The following is an 18,725-nucleotide window of genomic DNA, read 5'->3' as shown; positions in this document are numbered from 1 at the left end:
ATGACACAGGCGGCCGGAGTCGAGACCATCGTCGTCGGGACCCCCAAGCGGCGGTCCTTCCCGGGCCTGGGCCTCCTGCGGTCGACGCACGGGCTGCAGCGCGCCACCCTCATCGCGGGCCTCGTGCTGGTGGCGGCCTTCATCCTGATCGCGGTCTTCGCCCCGCTGCTCGCGCGTTACGGATTCGCCCAGACCGGCGCCGACGGCGTCGAATTCGCCCGCCAGCAGGCCCCTTCGGCGGAACACTGGTTCGGCACCTCGGTGCGAGGCGAGGACGTGTACTCCCGCGTGATCTACGGCGCCCGCACGGCCCTGATGGTGATCGTGTTGTCCATGGTGATCTCGTTGGTCGTCGGGGTGGTGCTGGGCCTGGTGTCGGGCTACCTGTCAGGCTGGCTGGATCGCGTGCTGGTCATGGTGATGGACGCGCTGTACGCCATGCCGTCGCTGCTGCTGGCGATCGTGGTGTCGGTGGTGCTGGCGGCCGGGCAGTCGGGCACCCTGGGCGGCATCCTGTCCGCGTCGGTCGCCATCATGGCGGTCTTTGTACCGCAGTACTTCCGCGTGGTGCGGAATGCGACCGTGGCGATCAAGGCCGAACCCTTCGTCGACGCGGCTCGCGTGACGGGTGCGAGCACGTCGCGAATCCTGTTCCGGCACATCCTGTCCAACGTGACATCGTCGCTGCCGGTGATCATCACGCTCAACGGCGCCGAGGCGATCCTGACGCTGGCCGGCCTGGGATTCCTCGGTTTCGGGATCGAGCCGACCCAGGCCGCAGAATGGGGCTACGACCTCAACAAGGCCCTGTCGGACATCTCCAACGGCATCTGGTGGACGGCCGTGTTCCCCGGCGCGGCCATCGTGCTGGTGGTGCTCGGCATGACCCTGGTCGGTGAGAGCGTCAACGAGGCTATGAACCCGCTGCTGCGCACCCGTCGGTCGGAGGGCAGATGACCGAAACCACTCAGTCCGCGCCGGCGCTGTCGTTCCAGCGACTGTCGGTCAGTTTCGCCACCGACGCCGGATCAGTGCAGGCCGTCGATGAGGTGTCGTTCGACGTCCACCCCGGCGAAGTGCTTGCGGTGGTGGGGGAGTCGGGCTCGGGGAAATCGGTGTCGTCGCGGGCCGCGATCGGTCTGCTGCCCGACACCGCTCGGGTCAGCGGCACCGTGCGGCTGGGGGACCGCGACGTCGCCACGCTGTCGGACAGACAGTTCACGGCGTTGCGCGGCAAGGACATCGCGATGGTGTTCCAGGAACCGGGCGCCGCGCTGGATCCGCTGTTCACGGTCGGCTACCAGATCAGTGAGGCCGTACGTGCGCACTCGAACATGAATCGCCGGGAGGCCCGGGAACGCGCGGTCGAACTGCTGCGCCTGGTCCGTCTGCCCGACCCCGAGCATCGCTATGACTACTACCCGCATCAGTTGTCCGGCGGCCAGAAACAGCGCGTGGTGATCGCCACCGCGATCGCATGCGACCCCGCCGTGATCATCGCCGACGAGCCGACCACGGCCCTCGACGTCACGGTCCAGGCCGAGATCCTCGAACTGCTGCGCGATCTGCGTGACCGGTTGGGCAGCGCGATCGTCCTGATCACCCACAACATGGGTGTGGTGGCTGACCTGGCCGACCGGGTGGTGGTGATGAACGCCGGCAAGGTGGTCGAGATCGCCTCGGTGGAGAAGCTTTTCGGGGCGCCGGAGGCCGACTACACCCGGTCTCTGCTCGACGCGGTGCCACATCTGGGGCAGGGCCACACCGGGAAGGCCGCGACGGACGAGGACGCCCCGGTGGTGCTCGAGGTCAGCGGACTGACCGTGCAGTTCCCCGGCCCCATCGGCGGCGCGCCCTTCAAAGCGGTCGATGACGTCAGCCTCAAGGTGGCGCGCGGGCAAACCCTGGGTCTGGTGGGTGAGTCGGGCTCAGGCAAGTCCACGATCGGCCGCTGTGTCGCGGCGCTGCAGAGGCCGACATCGGGCACGGTCACGATCCTCGGTCAGGAGATCACGGGTCTGAGTCAGCGCGCACTGCGGCCTGTGCGAGGCAGGTTCGGGTTCGTCTTCCAGGATCCCGCGACGTCACTGAATCCTCGCCTGCGCGTGGGTGACTGCGTGGCCGAACCCCTACTGGTGCACAAGGTCGCCAAGGGCGAGAAGCTGCGGACGCGGGTGGCCGAACTGCTCGACGCGGTGAGGCTGCCCAAGGACACCGCCGAGCGCTACCCGCACGAACTCTCCGGCGGCCAGCGTCAGCGCGCCAACCTGGCCCGGGCTCTAGCGCTTGGACCGGACCTGCTGGTCGCCGACGAACCGACCAGCGCACTTGACGTGTCCGTGCAGGCCTCGGTGCTGGACCTCTTCGAGGAACTGCAGCGGGAGTGGCAGTTCGCCTGCCTGTTCATCAGCCACGACCTCGCGGTCGTCGACCGGCTGGCCGATGAGATCGCGGTGCTGCGCAACGGGGTGCTGCAGGAGATCGGCACCCCCGACGCCATCCTGCGCAGCCCACAGACCGAGTACACCAGGCGACTGGTGGCCGCCGTACCGGTGCCTGATCCGACCGAGCAGCGCCGCAGGCGGGAGGCGTCGGCCGGGCTGTTCGACTGAGTCAGTGGGTTTTCACCGACGGCTCACCCGACGCGAGCAGCGCGGAGATCCGTCGGTGCAGCAGGCGGCGCCGGATCGGCCACACCGTGGCGGCGTAGACCTGGCCCAGCAGACCGCGGGGCACCAGGACGCTGCGGTGTCCGACCGCGGCGCGTCCGCCGACGCCCGAGGCCGGGCTCAGTTCGAGCCGCACCTGGCCCATCGGCTCGCGCGCGCTGAGCACGAGCGTGCCCTCGGAGCCGTCTCCGACTGTTCGCCATCCGCGGCCGACGCCGTGGGTCACGCGGCGCAGCGCCGAGGTGGTGTCGGTGTGGGTGGTGGTCTCCTGCGTGGCGACCCGTGCGTGCGCCCCCGACCATTCGGGATCACTGGGCAATGGATCCGCCGGGTCTGTCGACCAGGGCGGTTCGACGGCCGTGCGTTGCTGCTGGGCCAGCGCGCGCTCGACCGCGTCGCGGTAGCCGGTCAGCCCGCCCGGCGGTGGCGCGATGACGGCGTCGATGTCGCGGTCGTCGGCGACGGCGTCACAGTGCAGGGACTCGACGAGGGGACGGGCCAGGCCCGCCGGGATCGGCGTGACGAGCCCGACCCACAGGCTCGCGATCGAGGGGGTCAGCCACGGCAGCACCAGGATCCGCCGCCGTCGCAGTCGCGCCACCTCTGCGTAGACCTGCATCATCTCGCCGTACCGCAGCACATCGGGGCCGCCGATGTCCCACGCGCGGGTCTGCGGGAACGGGGCCGTCGCGGACTGCGCGAGATAGTGCAGCACGTCGCCGACGGCGATGGGTTGAATCCTGTTGTGCACCCACTTCGGGGTCGTCATCACCGGCAGGCGGTCGGTGAGGTGCCGAATCATCTCGAACGACGCTGACCCAGCGCCGACGACGACGCCGGCCTGCAGCACCACGGTCTCCACGCCCGAGCTCATCAACGTGTCGCCGACCAGGGTGCGCGACTCCAGGTGCGGCGACAGCCTCGCATCGGCGGGGTGCAGACCGCCCAGGTACACGATGCGGCGCACGCCCATCTGCTTTGCGGCCGCCGCGACGTTGGCCGCCGCCGTCCGCTCAGCATCTGCGAAGTCCGAGGCCGTGCCCATCGAATGGACCAGGTAGTACAGGACGTCGACGCCGTCGAAGGCCTGCCTCAGCGACTCGGGGTCGCCGAGATCTCCACGCGCCACCTCGACGTCCCCGCGCCACGGCACCGACGCGAGTTTGTCGGGGTTGCGCACCAGGGTGCGGACCTGATGGCCCTCGGCGAGCAGCACCGGAGTCAACCGGCTGCCGATGTAGCCGGTGGCACCGGTGACCAGACAGCGAGACAATGCGGGCTCCTCCCATTTGGCGACCCATCTGTGATTCGGAGCCACGCCGCGTTCGGATTGCCCGAACCCGCGCCAGGGAAACGATCGGGTGAGTCGCGAGCCCTCGGTGCCAAGGTCCGGCTGTCGAGCCACCGAGCCGACCGGTAGATTGAGGCCCGATGACCGATCGTGCTCAAGATCCCGCTGTTCCTGCCATCTCCTACGCGTCGGCCGGGGTCGACATCGAAGCGGGCGATCGCGCCGTGGAACTGTTCAAGCCGCTCGCGGCGAAGGCGACCCGGCCCGAGGTCCGTGGCGGCCTCGGCGGCTTCGCCGGCCTGTTCGCCCTGCGCAGTGGCTACCGCGAGCCCCTCCTGGCCTCCTCGACAGACGGCGTGGGCACCAAGCTCGCCGTCGCGCAGGCCATGGACAAACACGACACCGTCGGCCTGGACCTGGTGGCGATGGTGGTCGACGACCTGGTGGTGTGCGGAGCCGAACCGCTGTTCCTGCAGGACTACATCGCCGTGGGCCGCACGGTGCCCGAGCGGGTGCAGGCCATCGTGGCCGGCATCGCCGAGGGATGTGTGCAGGCCGGGTGTGCGCTTCTGGGCGGCGAGACCGCCGAACATCCCGGGCTGATGGAACCTGACCACTACGACATCTCCGCCACCGGCGTGGGTGTCGTCGAGGCCGACGACGTGCTCGGCCCCGACCGCGTCCGCCCCGGCGACGTGATCATCGCGATGGGGTCCTCGGGGCTGCACTCCAACGGCTACTCGCTGGCCCGCAAGGTGCTGCTCGAGATCGACCGGATGAACCTCGCCGGCCACGTCGAGGAGTTCGGCCGCACGCTCGGCGAGGAACTGCTGGAGCCCACCCGGATCTATGCCAAGGACTGCCTGGCGCTGGCCGCCGAGACGCAGGTCCGCACGTTCTGCCACGTCACCGGTGGCGGGTTGGCGGGCAACCTGGAGCGCGTCATGCCTCCGGGACTGGTCGCGGAGCTTGACCGGGGCACCTGGACGCCCGCACCGGTGTTCGGCATGATCGCGCAGCGCGGACGGATCGAGCGCGCCGAGATGGAGAAGACGTTCAACATGGGCGTCGGCATGGTGGCCGTCGTCGCGCCGGAGGACACCGACCGCGCATTGGCCATCCTGACCGCCCGGCATCTGAACTGCTGGACGCTGGGCACCGTGAACAAGGGCACCAAGGACGGCGAACGCGCCACGCTGGTGGGCCGCCACCCGCGGTTCTAATCACCCGCGGGCTGACGTGCAGCACTCGTGGTCTGACGCGGAGGCGGGCAGGACATCAGCGCCCGGTCGGCTGGACTGGCCGACCAGGGGCGCTGAGGTGCCGAGGGGTGGGAACGTGACAGCTAGCGGCGCCAGCTGTCCTCGTCATCCCTCCAAGGATCGTCGGCTAACCCGTCGTCGAGCGCGTTGTTACCGCTCTCCGACCCGGCCAGCTCGCGCTGAAGCCGCTCAAAATCGGTCTGTGGAGAGCTGTACTTAAGCTCTCGTGCAACCTTGGTCTGCTTTGCCTTAGCCCGGCCGCGGCCCATGGGGGAACCCCCTCGCGCAATAACGGAGCGGCCCGAAATCAGGCGGCTCCGATCTGTGTCTGTTTATTGTCCTGCGACCAGCTTACCGTGCCCCGAGGCGCTCCGCTGTCAGGGCTGGGCGCGGCGAGCATCACACCAGGTCCTCACTGGCTTCGCCCGCGCGCCTGAAGCTTGTTGACGGCCGCCCGCCCGGCCCCGATGCCGTCGGCCGGGGGCAGCGAGTCTGCGTCGATGACCGCCGCCACCGCGACGTCACCTCCACTGGTCAGGGGTGTCTCGGCGGGCAGTCCGCGCTTGAGCAGTGCCAGGGCGATGGCGCCCTCGTCGACGTGGTCCACCACCGTGCCCAGCCGGCCCACCGCACGTCCGCCGGCAAGCAGTGGATCACCGGTTGCCGGGCGGTCGGCGTCGCCGTCGAGGTGCAGCAGCACCAGCATCCGCGGTGGCCTGCCCAGGTTGTGCACGCGCGCCACCGTCTCCTGGCCGCGGTAGCACCCCTTGTCCAGGTGCACGGCACCGATGCCGGGGCCGCCGATCCAGCCGACTTCCTGTGGGATGGTCCGTTCGTCGGTGTCGAGGCCCAGCCGGGGCCGCAGGGCCGCGACGCGGTGCGCTTCATAGGCCCACACACCCGCCGGGCGCACACCGGCGCCGCCCAGCCGGGCCAGCCAGTCCGCCTTGGCCTCGCGGGGGACGAGGAGGTCGATCTCGGGTGGACCGTCCGGGACGCTGGGCATCCGACGGACGAATCCGCCGCCGGCCAGGGGTGTCGCGGACATCTCCTGGGGCAGGCCGGAGATCCCCAGGGCCGTCAGCACCTCGTCGCCCGCCAACCGGGGGCCGAGAAGCGACAGCACCGCGAAATCACCCGCGGCCGGCGTCACGTCGGCCCAGAAGACCATCTTCGTCAGGAAGTTCAGCAGCGGCTGGGCCCGCCAGGGCTCGGTGTCCAGGTACGTGACGCCGCCGAGCTCGGTCTGGAGCCAGTGGTCTTCGACGCGGCCCTGACCGTCCAGGCTCAGGTTCTGCGTGCTGGCGCCGTCAGGCAGTGCGGCCACGTGCTGGCTGGAGATGGTGTGCAGCCAGCTCTGCCGCTCAGATCCGGTGAGGGTGAGGACGCCGCGATGCGAGCGGTCGACCACGACCGCCTCGTGCGCCGCGGCGCGCTGCTCGCCCAACGGGTCGCCGTAATGCCACACGGCGCCCGAGTCGGGGCCGTCTTCAGGTGCGGGGACAGCTGACACAGGTCAACTCTACGGACCACCGCCTAGGCTGTGTGCCCATGGCGGTGGTGGTCACTCTCGACGGCGAAGTGCGCGATCCCGACGTGCCGTTGTTGCACGCCGACGATCTGGCGGCGGTGCGCGGGGACGGCGTGTTCGAGACGCTGCTGGTGCGCGGCGGCCGACCCTGCCTCGTCGAGGCACATCTGGCGCGCCTGACGAACTCGGCGGCGATGCTTGACCTCCCCGCCCCTGATCTTGCCGCGTGGCGGGCGGCCATCGACAAGGCCTCGGTCGAATGGTCAGCGCAGACGCAGGACGAGGGGGCGCTGCGGCTGGTCTACACGCGCGGCCGCGAGAGCGGGTCCCCGCCGACGGCGTATGTGACGGTGAACCCCCTGGCGAAGCGCGTGCACACGGCGCGCCGCGCGGGGGTCAGGGCCGTCCTGCTCGACCGCGGGCTGCCCTCCGCGGGCACGGACGCGATGCCCTGGCTGCTGGCCGGTGCCAAGACGCTGTCGTACGCGGTGAACATGGCCGCGCTGCGGCATGCGGCGACCCTCGGTGCCGACGACGTGATCTTCGTCAGCTCCGACGGCTACATCCTCGAGGGACCGCGATCGACGGTGGTGATCGCCACCGACATCGACGGCCGGCCCGGGTTCCTGACCCCGCCGCCGTGGTATCCGATCCTGCGCGGCACCACCCAGCAGGCGCTGTTCGAGGTGGCTCGCGCGGAGGGGTATGACTGCGACCTGCGGGCTCTGCGGCCCGCTGATCTGTTTGCGGCCCAAGGAGTTTGGCTGATCTCGGCGATCACGCTGGGGGCTCGGGTGCACACGCTGGACGACCGGCCGCTGCAGACTTCGGGGCTCGGCCGCGAGTTCGCGAGCATGGTCGACCGAGCCCTCACCGCTGCGCGCTGAGCGAACGAAAATCCCTTGTACCTCCGGGACTGCGCGAGTACGGTCGGCCGTACACAGGGAAGGAGGTGGTCCGACACATTGAGTGACATATGGACATGTGAGGTGGCTGCCCGCTAGCAGCACCAGGCGAGGAAATTCACCTGCGCGCGCTGGCGAATTCCAAGCAGCCACCCGGCCCCCGAGCCCTCGGTCTAGTCCAAACCGGAACACGGCTCGGGGGCCGCTCCATGTTCGGGCTCAGCCTCGTGACGGGGTGGGGGCCAACGAGGCGCACGCCTCGATCGCCCTGTCCCAGGTCTCCCGGTCCACGTCCGGCGGTGACGGGGGTGTGCCCCGACCCGGCTCAGGTGCACCGGCGGGTGGCGGTCCATCCGGTGCACCGGGCGGCGGTCCACCGGGTCCCTGGGGCGCTCCCGGCGGCGGTCCGTCGGGCGCGGGTCCGCCGGGGCCGCCTTCCGGCGGCGCGGGGATTCCGTTCTCGGTCATGCAGTCGGTGAAGGCCTGACGGTCGGCGGCCGTCGGCGACGCGGATCCCGTCGTCGAGGTGGCCTCTGTGGAATCGGACGAACAGCCGACGATCGCACCCGACAACGCGACCGTGAGACCGAACGTCGCGACGACAAGTCGAAGGGACACAGCAGAACTCCTTGCGTGGGGGGTGTCCCAACCGACGGTATGGACGCCTGCTTGGTGTGGGTTATCGACCGCTTAGCAGTGCGCTGTGAGAGCGCGGCGCAAAGGGATCACACCGGAGTTCAAGAATTTACGGAGCGGCGGGACCGGGGCCGAGCGGACTGCAGGCCTGCATGGCCTTGTCCCAGGTGCCCGGGTCCACACCCGGCGGAGGTCCGGCGGGGGACACCGCGGACTCGTCGATCCCGTGCTCATGCAGGCAGTGCGCCAACGAACCGTGCTCGGAGGTGCCTGGGGCCTGACTGGTTTCGGTGGGATCGGCCGGAGACGGTTCGGACCCGCATCCCACGACCGTCACGGCCAGCGCGGCCGCGATCCAGCCCGCCGCGACCGCGCGGCTACGACATGACAGCACAGTGTTCTCCCTGGGTCTGACTGTTGGCCGGGATCAGCCGGCGAATCGCGACAGGCGGGCCGACAGGTGCGGAACCAGGCCACCGTCGGCGTCGACCCGTTCCTCGACGTAGGCCAGGTCACCGCCCTCGATGATGCCGTACAACCGTTTGGCGCCGCCGACCAGGACTCCGGACTTGCTGCGCGCCAGCGCATCCGTCACCAATTCCCACGAGGACTGGTTGAGGGGGCGGCCGTAGAACAGCTCCACGTACCCCGCGGAATGCGCGAGCAGCAGTTCGATGGCCTGTGACTCGGACGGATCGCCCGAGTCGGTGACGAAGCGCCAGTAGCCGGTCTCGCGAAGCGCGTGCTGCTGGTAGTTGCCCTCGTCATCCAGGTGCCAGGACCGGGCTTCCCAGTTCAGGTAGTCGCCGCCGTCGTGCGAGACGACGATCTGCTGCCCGAAGCGGTAGTCGCCGTGCGCACCCCGGCCCTCGCCCTCGCCACGCCACACACCGACCAACGGCAGCAGTGCGAGCAGCGCATCGTGCAGATCCGCGCCTTCCCGAAGGTTGGCGGTGTCGGCCGGTGCCGGAAGGTCGTCGAAGACCGGGATGTTGCGGCCCGCGGTGACCTTGGCGCGCTCGGCCTGGGCGGCCACCGCGCGGTCACCCGAACCGGGGGTCGCGCGGTCGTCTGGACCAGGGGTCGCGCCGGGGACGGCGTCGCTGCCGGGCATCAGCCGGTCAGGACTCGTCCGAGATCAGCCGGTACAGCGCGTACAACGCGAACCACGTGATGACCACGACGGCCGCGACGAGCATGAATTCGAAGAACAGAACCACGTCGATGAGTCTAGTTCTTGACGTCTGCGCCAGTCGCGCCGGTCCCCGCCACACGAGTGCGAAATTGCTCACGTGCGGCGGGAACCGACTGGAAGCGACTAAGCGACCTTGACGTCGACCTCGTGGATGCCGGCGCCGGTGGGCGCCACCACGACATCACCGTTGCCGACCTTCGACAGGGCCCGCACGCGCCAGGTGCCCGGCGCGGCGAAGAACCGGAAGTCACCGGTGGCCGACGCGACGACCTCAGCGGTGAACTCGTCGGAGGAGTCGAGCAGCCGGACGAAGGCGCCGCCCACGGTCTGGCCGGAGTCGTCGACCACTCGACCGGTGATCACGGTCTCCTTCTCCAGGTCGACACCCGCGGGCACTGCCTGTCCTTGCTTAGGGGCTGAGCACATGTTCTTAACTTCCCAACTCGATCGGGGCACCCACCAGGGAGCCGTATTCCGTCCAACTGCCGTCGTAGTTCTTGACGTTCTGGTGGCCCAGAAGTTCCTGCAGCACGAACCAGGTGTGCGACGAGCGCTCACCGATGCGGCAGTACGCGATGGTCTCCTTCTGGCCGTCGAGGCCGGCCTCGGCGTAGAGCTTGGCGAGATCCTCGTCCGACTTGAAGGTGCCGTCCTCATTGGCCGCCTTGCTCCACGGCACGTTGATGGCGGTCGGAATGTGGCCGGCACGCTGGCTCTGCTCCTGCGGCAGGTGGGCCGGGGCCAGGATCTTGCCGGAGAACTCGTCGGGAGAGCGCACGTCGACCAGGTTCTTCTCGCCGATGGCTGCGATGACCTCGTCGCGGAAGGCGCGGATGCTGTTGTCCGGTTCCTTGGCGGTGTAGCTGGTCTGCGGACGCGAGACGGGATCGGCGGTCAGGGGGCGACCGTCGAGCTCCCACTTCTTGCGGCCGCCGTCGAGGAGCTTGACGTTCTCGTGGCCGTAGAGCTTGAAGTACCAGTACGCGTAGGCCGCGAACCAGTTGTTGTTGCCGCCGTAGAGGATCACGGTGTCGTCGTTGCTGATGCCGCGCTCGGACAGCAGCTTCGAGAACTGCGCGGCGTCGACGAAGTCGCGCTTGACGGGATCCTGCAGGTCGGTCCTCCAGTCCAGTCGGACGGCGCCGGCGATGTGGCCGGTGTCGTAGGCGCTGGTGTCCTCATCGACCTCGACGAAAACGGTGTTCGGCGCGTCGAGATTGCTCTCGGCCCAGTCAGTGGAGACCAGGACATCGGAGCGTGCCATGAAGTGGGTCCTTTCGATTGCGGTGCGTGGGGTTTCTAAGTGGTGACTCGGGTGCGCCGCAGACGAGCGACGAGTGGGTGGATCTGGCAGCCCAGGCAGATGCCGAAGGCTGCGTTGAGGAACGCCGCGAACAGTGCGAATGCGGTCGCCGTCAGACCGACCGGTGCACTGCCCAGGGCGAATCCGGCGGTGCCGACGACCGCGAAGACGAATCCGACCAGCTGCGCGAACTTCAGCGGGGGCGTCGGTTCGCGGTCGGTGACCGGCCCCAGTCGGGGTGCGATGAGGCCGGCGAAGATGCGGCCGTAGGGATGCTGACGGGGTCCCAGCGAAGCTCCGATGGCGAAGACCACAGCCTGCAGGCCCAGCAGTGTCGCCGCGGCCACCGTGCTGAACGAGGAGATGAGCAGCGTCGCGATCAGGACGGCCGTCGTCACCCAGGCGACGAACCTGGGACCTCTGACATCGACCTGATCAGGTGTGTTGACGTTCGACATGGTGGTGGTGCTCCTGCTGTGTTGTCTTTGGGCTGGGCGTGAACAGGCCACAGAGGCTGCTCGCGGGGTGCGACGCGAAGAACGCGCAGCGACTCAGCGGCAACAACAACAACAGCAACAACCCGCAACGCGGCACAGATCGACTGCGCGGCGCTTGGTGAGCGAAAGCTCAAGGCGGGCTGACACGCCGGACAGCTTACCCAATGAGACCGTGATCAGGCCAATAGTGGCTCGAGCGCTGACCGCAGGTCACCGGCATTGGGAACACCGGTGGTCCGGTATCGCGGGTGGCCGTCGCGATCGAAGATGATCGTCGTCGGCAGCGACAGCACCGAAAGTCGGCGCGCGGCCTCGGGATTGTCGTCCATGTCGATCTCCACATGCGCGACGGAGGGCAGGTCGGCGCACACCGTGTCCACGACCCGGCGCACAGCGGCGCAGGGGCCGCACCATGTCGCGGTGAAGTGCAGCACCGTGGGCCCGGTTTCGGACAGACCCAACCCCGTGGTGTCGACGGCGGCGGCCTTGGCGGCGTCGCGCAGCATCCCCGACCGCAGCGTGATCAGCCGGCCGACCAGATAGCCGACCCCCAGAACGGCGATCACGATGACGATCGTGAGGCCCACAGATGTGTTCATGGTTGTGTGAACCCCGCCAGCGTGATTTCCACTCCCTCGGTGATCCCCTCAATGATCACATCAGACCCACGGGCGCCCTGGCTGGTCGGCGCGACGCCGAACGGCAGGCGCTGGTCGGGCAGGCGCGCGGAGAAAGCCGCGAGCACCGCGGCGCGGTTCTCGTCGGGCACGTCCTGATCGGCGGTGCCGGGACCGGTGAGCACGTCCGTCGGCGTGAACACCAGCGTCGTGCGCTCGGGGCCCTCGATTGAGAGGTCGACCGAGACGCTGACCCGCTCGTCGAGCCCGGCCGATTTCGGCGTCGCGGTGAACACCAGGCCCTGGCTGCCGGAGATGCCGGATTCGGTGGTGCCTCCGGTCGCGTCGTTGGATTCGCGGGTCGGCGCCTCCACCATCAGGTCCTTGAGGCCCATGAATGCGCCCAGGTGGGCGGAGTCGATGATGATCCGACTTTCGAGCTTGCCGATCGGCAGCGGAGCATCCTGCCTGACCAGCCACGACGAGTCGGTCAGTCCGATCGAGTGCATGGTGGCCTCGAGCGACGCGCGCCCGACGTGTCTGTGTTCGACGTCGTTGGCCTTGATCTCGACCTCATCGAAGTGGTGACGCGTGGCCTGCGGGATGAACGGAAACCCGAGGATGGCCACGGACGGATCCCACTGCAGTTGCGCGGCGCTGCGGACCGCGCGGGACAGCCGGTACTCGGCGAAGATCGCGGCTCCGAAGTCCACGGCGACGGCAACGAGCACGACGGTCAGCGCGGCCACAGCGCTCCGGGTCACGAATCTCCGCACGCCGCCATTGTGTCCTACCTGCTTCTCATGGCCGTTCAACAGGGCTGAGCAGCACATGTCAGGTTATCGTTAGGTGAACCTGGTCGGTAACGACGATGTGTCGGCCATGAATCTAGGGGGATAACCCCTGGTCTCTGGAGGCCCAGTTGGAGCTGCTGCTACTCACCGTCGACCCACATCCGGAGTCCGTGCTTCCGTCGCTGGCTCTGCTGGCCCACAACGTCCGCTCTGCCCCGACCGAAGTGTCCTCCCTGCTCGAAGCCGGAACCGCTGATGTGGCGATCGTCGACGCGCGCACGGATCTTGCGGCCGCACGCGGCCTGTGTCGGCTGCTCGGGACCACCAACACCGGTGTTCCCGTGGTGGCCGTGGTCAATGAGGGTGGCCTGGTCGCGGTGAACGTCGAATGGGGTCTCGACGAAATCCTGCTGCCGAGCACCGGGCCCGCCGAGATCGACGCCCGGCTGCGCCTGTTGGTGGGCCGGCGTGGGGGAGTGGCCAGCCAGGAGAGTGCCGGCAAGGTCACCCTCGGCGAGTTGGTGATCGATGAGGGCACCTACACCGCGCGCCTGCGGGGTCGCCCGCTCGACCTGACCTACAAAGAGTTCGAACTGCTCAAGTACCTCGCGCAGCACGCGGGCCGGGTGTTCACCCGCGCGCAACTGCTGCAGGAGGTCTGGGGCTATGACTTCTTCGGCGGCACCCGCACCGTCGACGTCCACGTCCGGCGACTGCGCGCCAAGCTGGGCACCGAGTACGAGTCACTGATCGGCACCGTCCGCAACGTCGGCTACAAGGCGGTCCGGCCCACCCGTGGGCGTCCGCCGGTCGCCGATCCCGGTGCTGCGGAGGCCGAGTTCGCCGACGAGCTCGCCCAGGACGACCTCGTCGGCGACGACGACGCCCTCGGCGCGGAGGCCGAAGCCTTCGCCGATCCGCTGCGCAGCCAGTGACCGAGCTGTCCTGGCGTGCGGCGCTGACGTCCGATGAGCAGCTTTCCGTCGTCGAAATAATCAGAGCCGCAACAGAATTCGACGGTGTTGCACCCGTCGGCGAACAGGTGATCCGGGAACTCGGCCAGCGGCGCACCGAGCACCTGCTGGCACGCGACGACACCGGGGCTGCGATCGGATACCTCAACCTGACCCCCGAGATGGCCGAACTCGTCGTGCATCCGTCCGCGCGCAGGCGGGGTGTGGGCGCCGACCTGATCCGCGCGGCCCTGCAGCGGTCGGACCGGATCCGATTCTGGGCCCACGGCACGCTGCCCGCCGCCGAGGCCACCGCCGGCGCGACAGGTCTGGTGCCGGTGCGCCGGCTGATGCAGATGCGACGCCCCCTGAGCGACCTGCCCGTGGTCGGCGACGCCCCGCACACCGAGATTCGTACGTATGCGGGGCCCGACGACGACGCCGAACTCCTGCGCGTCAACAACGCGGCCTTCTCCTGGCACCCCGAACAGGGTGGATGGACCGAGGCCGACCTCGCCGAACGCCGCGACGAGTCCTGGTTCGACCCCGACGGCCTGTTCCTGGCGTTCGACGCCGGCACCGACCATCTGCTGGGCTTCCACTGGACCAAGGTGCACAAGGATCCCGGCGGCCTCGGCGAGGTGTACGTGGTGGGCGTGGACCCAGACGCGCAGGGCCGCGGTCTGGGCGGCATCCTCACCGCGGTCGGCATGCGTCACCTCGCACAGCGCCTGATGTCGTATCCGGAGCCCGTCGTGATGCTCTACGTGGAGTCGGACAACACCGCGGCGGTCCGGACATACGAACGGTTGGGCTTCACGGTGCACAGCGTCGACACCGCCTACGCGCGCGGTTAGAAACTCACAGCCCGCCGCTACCCGTCGTTCACGCAGCTGTTCATGTCGCGTTCACCCGCCATGCGGGATCTGTCCATCACCAGCGCATACCTTGCCGAGGGATACAGCAGGTCCATCAGGCGCACAGGAAGTGGGTTCGGTGAAGCGCAACACCTTTGGCAGGTCCGTTCTGACCGCGGTCTCGGCGACGGCGGTCGCCGGTCTGGCATTGACGGCATGCGGCAGTGACAACAACACGCCCGCAGGATCCGGAACGTCGGCCGCCGGCACGACGTCGAGCACCGCCAACTGTGAGGGCAAGAACACTCTGACTGGGGAGGGTTCGACGGCGCAGCAGAACGCCATCGCGCTGTTCAACCAGGCCTGGGGGCAGGCCTGCCCCGGCAAGAACCTCGCCTACAACCCCACGGGTTCGGGCGCCGGGCGCGAGCAGTTCATCGCCAAGAACGTCGACTTCGCCGGTTCGGACTCGGCCCTCAAGGGCGAGCAGGTCCAGCAGGCCGCGAAACGCTGCGGTGACAACCCGGCGTGGAACCTGCCGCTGGTGTTCGGGCCCATCGCACTGGCCTACAACCTGGACGGCGTCGACAAGCTCGTCGTCAACGCGGACCTGCTGGCCAAGATCTTCGGCGGGCAGATCACCAAGTGGAACGACCCCGCGATCGCGGCACTCAACGAGGGTGCGACGCTGCCGGACTCCACCATCACCCCGATCTTCCGCTCGGACTCCTCGGGCACCACCGACAACTTCCAGAAGTACCTCGAGACCGCCGCTCCGCAGAGCTGGACCAAGGGGGCCGGCAGCGAATTCCAGGGCGGCGCGGGCGAGGGTGCGCAGAAGTCGGCCGGCGTGGTGCAGGCCGTGAAGGCCACACCCGGGTCGATCGGGTACGTCGAAAAGGGTTTCGCCGAGCAGGCAGGTGTGCCGTTCGCGCAGATCGACACCGGCAGCGGTGCGGTGGAACTCACCGATGAGTCGGCGGCGAAGGCCATCGACACGGCGAAGTTCGCCGGCGAGGGCCACGATCTGGTGCTCGACCTGGCGTCGCTGTACGGCACCCGGGAGCCCGGCGCCTACCCGCTGGTTCTGGCCACCTACAACATCGTGTGCTCCAAGGGGTACGACGCCGACACCGCGGCTGCAGTGCGTTCATTCATGACAGTCGCCGCCAATGAGGGCCAGAGTGGGCTCTCCGCTGCGGGCTACGTTCCGCTGCCGGATAAGTTCAAGGCGCGGCTCACCGCGGCGATCGATGCCATTGCGTAGTACCCCTGCGAATCGGCACGGAGGCGGTGAGGATGTATGACGAGATCTACTAGTGACAGGATCGGCGATGGTGGTGTTGTGACGACCCCGAACCCAGCCGATGCGGGCTCCGGAGAGGTCCTCGCCTCCCCGTTCCCTGAGCCGGAACCCATCTCGACCGACCCCGGCCGCGGCGCCAGAGTTCGCCTGGGTGACCGGGTCTTCCGCTGGTTGGCGCAGGGTTCGGGCATCTTCATCATCGCGCTGATCGCCGCCATCGGCCTGTTCCTGCTGTGGCGGGCCATCCCGGCGCTGTCCCGCAACGAGGCCAATTTCTTCCTCTACGGCGGGAACTGGGTCACCACCGACACGTCGGCGATGAAGTTCGGCATCCTCGACCTGCTCCAGGTCACTGTGTTCGTGTCGGTCTTCGCGCTGATGCTGGCCATGCCGGTGGCGCTGGGGATCGCGATCTTCCTCACCCAGTACGCGCCGCGACGCGTCGCGGGGCCGCTGGCCTATCTGGTGGACCTGCTGGCCGCCGTGCCGTCGATCATCTACGGCGTGTGGGGCCTGTACGTGCTGGCGCCGGTGCTGCAACCGTTCGCGCTGTGGCTCAACGAGTACCTGGGCTGGCTGTTCCTCTTCGCCACGGGCAACGCGTCGGTGGCCGGAGGTGGCACGATCTTCACCGCCGGGATCGTGCTGGCCGTGATGATCCTGCCGATCATCACCGCCGTCACCCGCGAGGTGTTCGTGCAGACCCCGCGCGGGCAGATCGAAGCCGCGCTCGCGCTCGGCGCCACCCGGTGGGAGGTGGTCCGGACGACGGTGCTGCCGTTCGGCATGTCGGGGTACATCAGCGGGGCGATGCTGGGCCTGGGCCGCGCACTCGGTGAGACCATCGCGCTGCTGATCATCCTGCGCGGCACGCAGCAGGCGTTCGGGTGGTCGCTGTTCGACGCCGGCTACACCTTCGCGAGCAAGATCGCCGCGGCCGCCTCGGAATTCAACGACCAGTACAAGGCGGGCGCCTACATCGCGGCCGGACTGGTGCTGTTCATCCTGACATTTGTGGTGAACTCGCTGGCCCGCGCGGCGGTCGCAGGGAAGGGCAGGTCATGACCAGTTCCGTATTGGACCAGCCGGTCAAGGCGCGCACCTTCGGTGGTGTGAGCACGCGCCGCCGGATCGTCGACAACCTGGCCACGGTCCTGGTGTCGCTGTCGGTGCTGGTGGCCCTGGTGCCGCTGGTGTGGGTGCTCTATTCGGTGGTCTCCAAGGGCATCGGGGCGGTCACCTCGAGCACGTGGTGGTTCAACTCCCAGGCCGGTATGACCGCGTTCGCCGCGGGCGGCGGCGCCTACCACGCGATCGTCGGCACACTGCTGCAGGGCCTGGTCTGCGCGGCCATCTCGATCCCGGTCGGCGTGTTCGTCGGCATCTACCTGGTCGAGTACGGCGGCGGCACGCGGTTGGGCAGAATCACCACGTTCATGGTCGACATCCTCACGGGCGTCCCCTCGATCGTGGCAGCGCTGTTCATCTACGCGCTGTGGGTGGCCACGTTCGGATTCCAGCGCTCCGGATTCGCGGTGTCGCTGGCCCTGGTCCTGCTGATGATCCCGGTCATCGTGCGCTCCACCGAGGAGATGCTGCGCATCGTCCCGATGGACCTGCGGGAGGCCAGCTATGCGCTGGGCGTGCCGAAGTGGAAGACCATCGCGCGCATCGTCATCCCCACCGCGCTGTCGGGGATCGTCACCGGCATCATGCTGGCGTTGGCCCGCGTGATGGGGGAGACGGCGCCGCTGCTGATCCTGGTGGGCTACGCGCAGGCCATCAACTTCGACATGTTCGGCGGCTTCATGGGGTCGCTGCCCGGCATGATGTACGACCAGACCTCGGCAGGCGCGGGCGCCAACCCGGTGCCCACCGATCGCCTCTGGGGGGCGGCGCTGACGCTGATCGTGCTGATCGCCATTCTCAACATCGCGGCCCGGTTCGTCGCGAAATTCTTTGCACCGAAGAAGGTTTAGGAGTCCGTTATGGCAAAGCGTCTGGACCTCAAGGACGTCAACATCTACTACGGGTCGTTCCACGCCGTCGCCGACGTCTCACTGTCGGTGCCACCGCGCAGCGTCACCGCGTTCATCGGCCCATCGGGGTGCGGCAAGTCCACCGTGCTGCGCACGCTGAACCGCATGCACGAGGTCATCCCCGGCGCCCGCGTCCAGGGCTCGGTCCTGCTCGACGGTGACGACATCTACGCCTCCGGAGTCGACCCGGTCGGTGTGCGCAAGACCATCGGCATGGTTTTCCAGCGGCCGAATCCGTTCCCCACCATGTCGATTCGCGACAACGTGGTCGCGGGCCTGAAGCTTCAGGGCGTCCGCAACCGCAAGACGCTCGATGAGACCGCGGAGCGGTCGTTGCGCGGCGCGAACCTGTGGAACGAGGTCAAGGACCGTCTCGACAAGCCGGGCGGCGGGCTGTCCGGCGGTCAGCAGCAGCGACTGTGCATCGCCCGTGCCATCGCGGTGCAACCCGACGTGCTGCTCATGGACGAGCCGTGCTCGGCGCTCGACCCGATCTCGACCCTGGCGATCGAGGACCTGATCGCCGAACTGAAGCTGGACTTCACCATCGTGATCGTCACGCACAACATGCAGCAGGCCGCGCGGGTCAGCGATCAGACCGCGTTCTTCAACCTCGAGGCCACCGGCAAGCCGGGCCGGCTCATCGAGATCGACGACACCGAGAAGATCTTCTCCAATCCCACCCAGAAGGCGACCGAGGATTACATCTCCGGCCGGTTCGGCTGAGCCTCCCCACGACTGAGGGCCCCTGCTTTCGCAGGTCTATTATACACAAATGACGATGCCGACGATCGAATAAGTGTAGATATCGTTGTACGCCGTATCATTAAAAAAGAATGGGGGGGGGGGGGGGGGGGGGGGGGGGGGGGG

22 protein-coding genes are annotated in these 18,725 nt (G+C 68.4%); 10 read left to right on the top strand and 12 right to left on the bottom strand.

From position 1 onward, the window contains the following. A complete protein-coding gene (locus tag A5727_RS17860) occupies nucleotides 1-957 on the top strand; it encodes an ABC transporter permease (protein ID WP_068252461.1) in 957 nt (318 codons plus the stop codon). Next, nucleotides 954-2,612 (top strand): ABC transporter ATP-binding protein, encoded by a 1,659-nt coding sequence (locus A5727_RS17855; RefSeq protein WP_068252458.1) that lies wholly within the window; start codon nucleotides 954-956, stop codon nucleotides 2,610-2,612. The genes A5727_RS17860 and A5727_RS17855 overlap by 4 nt, the downstream gene beginning before the upstream one ends. Nucleotide 2,613: 1 nt before the next feature. Here A5727_RS17855 and A5727_RS17850 read toward each other — a convergent pair whose 3' ends face one another. Next, nucleotides 2,614-3,942: an NAD(P)H-binding protein gene (locus A5727_RS17850; protein WP_082949876.1), complete on the bottom strand. Its 1,329-nt coding sequence runs from the start codon at nucleotides 3,940-3,942 to the stop codon at nucleotides 2,614-2,616. 158 nt (nucleotides 3,943-4,100) lie between these two features. On the opposite strand from A5727_RS17850, the gene purM reads away from it, so the two are divergent. Next, nucleotides 4,101-5,183 carry a phosphoribosylformylglycinamidine cyclo-ligase gene (gene purM, locus A5727_RS17845; protein ID WP_068252455.1) on the top strand — a complete coding sequence of 361 codons (1,083 nt, stop codon included), beginning with the start codon at nucleotides 4,101-4,103 and terminating at the stop codon, nucleotides 5,181-5,183. Nucleotides 5,184-5,305: 122 nt separating this feature from the next. Here the strand turns inward: purM and A5727_RS27085 are convergent, their stop codons facing one another. Further along, nucleotides 5,306-5,491 carry a DUF3073 domain-containing protein gene (locus A5727_RS27085; protein ID WP_082949875.1) on the bottom strand — a complete coding sequence of 62 codons (186 nt, stop codon included), beginning with the start codon at nucleotides 5,489-5,491 and terminating at the stop codon, nucleotides 5,306-5,308. 143 nt (nucleotides 5,492-5,634) lie between these two features. Beyond that, nucleotides 5,635-6,735 carry a CAF17-like 4Fe-4S cluster assembly/insertion protein YgfZ gene (gene ygfZ / locus A5727_RS17840; protein WP_068252452.1) on the bottom strand — a complete coding sequence of 367 codons (1,101 nt, stop codon included), beginning with the start codon at nucleotides 6,733-6,735 and terminating at the stop codon, nucleotides 5,635-5,637. Between the two features lie 44 nt (nucleotides 6,736-6,779). On the opposite strand from ygfZ, the gene A5727_RS17835 reads away from it, so the two are divergent. Then, nucleotides 6,780-7,640, top strand: coding sequence for an aminodeoxychorismate lyase (locus A5727_RS17835; protein WP_068252621.1), 861 nt, complete (start codon nucleotides 6,780-6,782; stop codon nucleotides 7,638-7,640). A gap of 237 nt (nucleotides 7,641-7,877) precedes the next feature. Here the strand turns inward: A5727_RS17835 and A5727_RS17830 are convergent, their stop codons facing one another. The 9 genes from A5727_RS17830 to lmeA form a co-directional block, all read right to left on the bottom strand. Further along, complete coding sequence (locus tag A5727_RS17830; RefSeq protein WP_068252451.1) at nucleotides 7,878-8,276, bottom strand: hypothetical protein; 399 nt, start codon at nucleotides 8,274-8,276, stop codon at nucleotides 7,878-7,880. A 127-nt stretch (nucleotides 8,277-8,403) separates the two neighbouring features. Beyond that, nucleotides 8,404-8,688 (bottom strand): hypothetical protein, encoded by a 285-nt coding sequence (locus A5727_RS17825; RefSeq protein ID WP_231992145.1) that lies wholly within the window; start codon nucleotides 8,686-8,688, stop codon nucleotides 8,404-8,406. 33 nt (nucleotides 8,689-8,721) lie between these two features. Then, nucleotides 8,722-9,408, bottom strand: a complete 687-nt coding sequence (locus A5727_RS17820; RefSeq protein WP_068252449.1) for a heme-binding beta-barrel domain-containing protein — start codon at nucleotides 9,406-9,408, stop codon at nucleotides 8,722-8,724. Nucleotides 9,409-9,612: 204 nt separating this feature from the next. Beyond that, nucleotides 9,613-9,915: a DUF1416 domain-containing protein gene (locus tag A5727_RS17815; RefSeq protein ID WP_068252446.1), complete on the bottom strand. Its 303-nt coding sequence runs from the start codon at nucleotides 9,913-9,915 to the stop codon at nucleotides 9,613-9,615. 4 nt (nucleotides 9,916-9,919) lie between these two features. Further along, the gene (locus A5727_RS17810) at nucleotides 9,920-10,753 is read right to left on the bottom strand and encodes a sulfurtransferase (RefSeq protein ID WP_068252442.1); all 834 of its coding nucleotides are present in this window, start codon (nucleotides 10,751-10,753) and stop codon (nucleotides 9,920-9,922) included. 35 nt (nucleotides 10,754-10,788) lie between these two features. Beyond that, a complete protein-coding gene (locus A5727_RS17805) occupies nucleotides 10,789-11,250 on the bottom strand; it encodes a DUF4395 domain-containing protein (RefSeq protein WP_068252439.1) in 462 nt (153 codons plus the stop codon). A 93-nt stretch (nucleotides 11,251-11,343) separates the two neighbouring features. After that, nucleotides 11,344-11,436 (bottom strand): Ms5788A family Cys-rich leader peptide, encoded by a 93-nt coding sequence (locus A5727_RS28465; protein ID WP_353612266.1) that lies wholly within the window; start codon nucleotides 11,434-11,436, stop codon nucleotides 11,344-11,346. Between the two features lie 29 nt (nucleotides 11,437-11,465). Then, a complete protein-coding gene (locus tag A5727_RS17800; protein ID WP_068252435.1) occupies nucleotides 11,466-11,888 on the bottom strand; it encodes a thioredoxin family protein in 423 nt (140 codons plus the stop codon). Beyond that, on the bottom strand, nucleotides 11,885-12,739 hold the full coding sequence (gene lmeA, locus A5727_RS17795; RefSeq protein WP_068252432.1) for a mannan chain length control protein LmeA: 855 nt from the start codon (nucleotides 12,737-12,739) through the stop codon (nucleotides 11,885-11,887). Before lmeA ends, A5727_RS17800 begins: the two co-directional genes overlap by 4 nt. Nucleotides 12,740-12,828: 89 nt before the next feature. On the opposite strand from lmeA, the gene A5727_RS17790 reads away from it, so the two are divergent. The 6 genes from A5727_RS17790 to pstB all read left to right on the top strand — a co-directional run bounded on the left by A5727_RS17790 (nucleotide 12,829) and on the right by pstB (nucleotide 18,581). After that, nucleotides 12,829-13,635, top strand: coding sequence for a winged helix-turn-helix transcriptional regulator (locus A5727_RS17790; RefSeq protein WP_068252428.1), 807 nt, complete (start codon nucleotides 12,829-12,831; stop codon nucleotides 13,633-13,635). Further along, nucleotides 13,632-14,510 (top strand): mycothiol synthase, encoded by an 879-nt coding sequence (mshD, locus tag A5727_RS17785; RefSeq protein WP_068252425.1) that lies wholly within the window; start codon nucleotides 13,632-13,634, stop codon nucleotides 14,508-14,510. The genes A5727_RS17790 and mshD overlap by 4 nt, the downstream gene beginning before the upstream one ends. 139 nt (nucleotides 14,511-14,649) lie before the next feature. Further along, nucleotides 14,650-15,777, top strand: a complete 1,128-nt coding sequence (pstS, locus tag A5727_RS17780) for a phosphate ABC transporter substrate-binding protein PstS (protein WP_068252609.1) — start codon at nucleotides 14,650-14,652, stop codon at nucleotides 15,775-15,777. A gap of 36 nt (nucleotides 15,778-15,813) precedes the next feature. Further along, nucleotides 15,814-16,881 carry a phosphate ABC transporter permease subunit PstC gene (pstC, locus tag A5727_RS17775; protein ID WP_068252422.1) on the top strand — a complete coding sequence of 356 codons (1,068 nt, stop codon included), beginning with the start codon at nucleotides 15,814-15,816 and terminating at the stop codon, nucleotides 16,879-16,881. Further along, the gene (pstA, locus tag A5727_RS17770) at nucleotides 16,878-17,795 is read left to right on the top strand and encodes a phosphate ABC transporter permease PstA (RefSeq protein WP_068252420.1); all 918 of its coding nucleotides are present in this window, start codon (nucleotides 16,878-16,880) and stop codon (nucleotides 17,793-17,795) included. Before pstC ends, pstA begins: the two co-directional genes overlap by 4 nt. A 9-nt stretch (nucleotides 17,796-17,804) precedes the next feature. Next, on the top strand, nucleotides 17,805-18,581 hold the full coding sequence (gene pstB / locus A5727_RS17765; RefSeq protein ID WP_068252417.1) for a phosphate ABC transporter ATP-binding protein PstB: 777 nt from the start codon (nucleotides 17,805-17,807) through the stop codon (nucleotides 18,579-18,581). Nucleotides 18,582-18,725: the final 144 nt, after the last annotated feature.

The sequence above is a fragment of the Mycobacterium sp. ACS4331 genome, from assembly GCF_001667265.1.
Taxonomy (GTDB): Bacteria; Actinomycetota; Actinomycetes; order Mycobacteriales; family Mycobacteriaceae; genus Mycobacterium.
The sequence above is the reverse complement of the archived record's forward strand: the minus strand, read 5'-3'. Positions and strand labels throughout refer to the sequence as shown.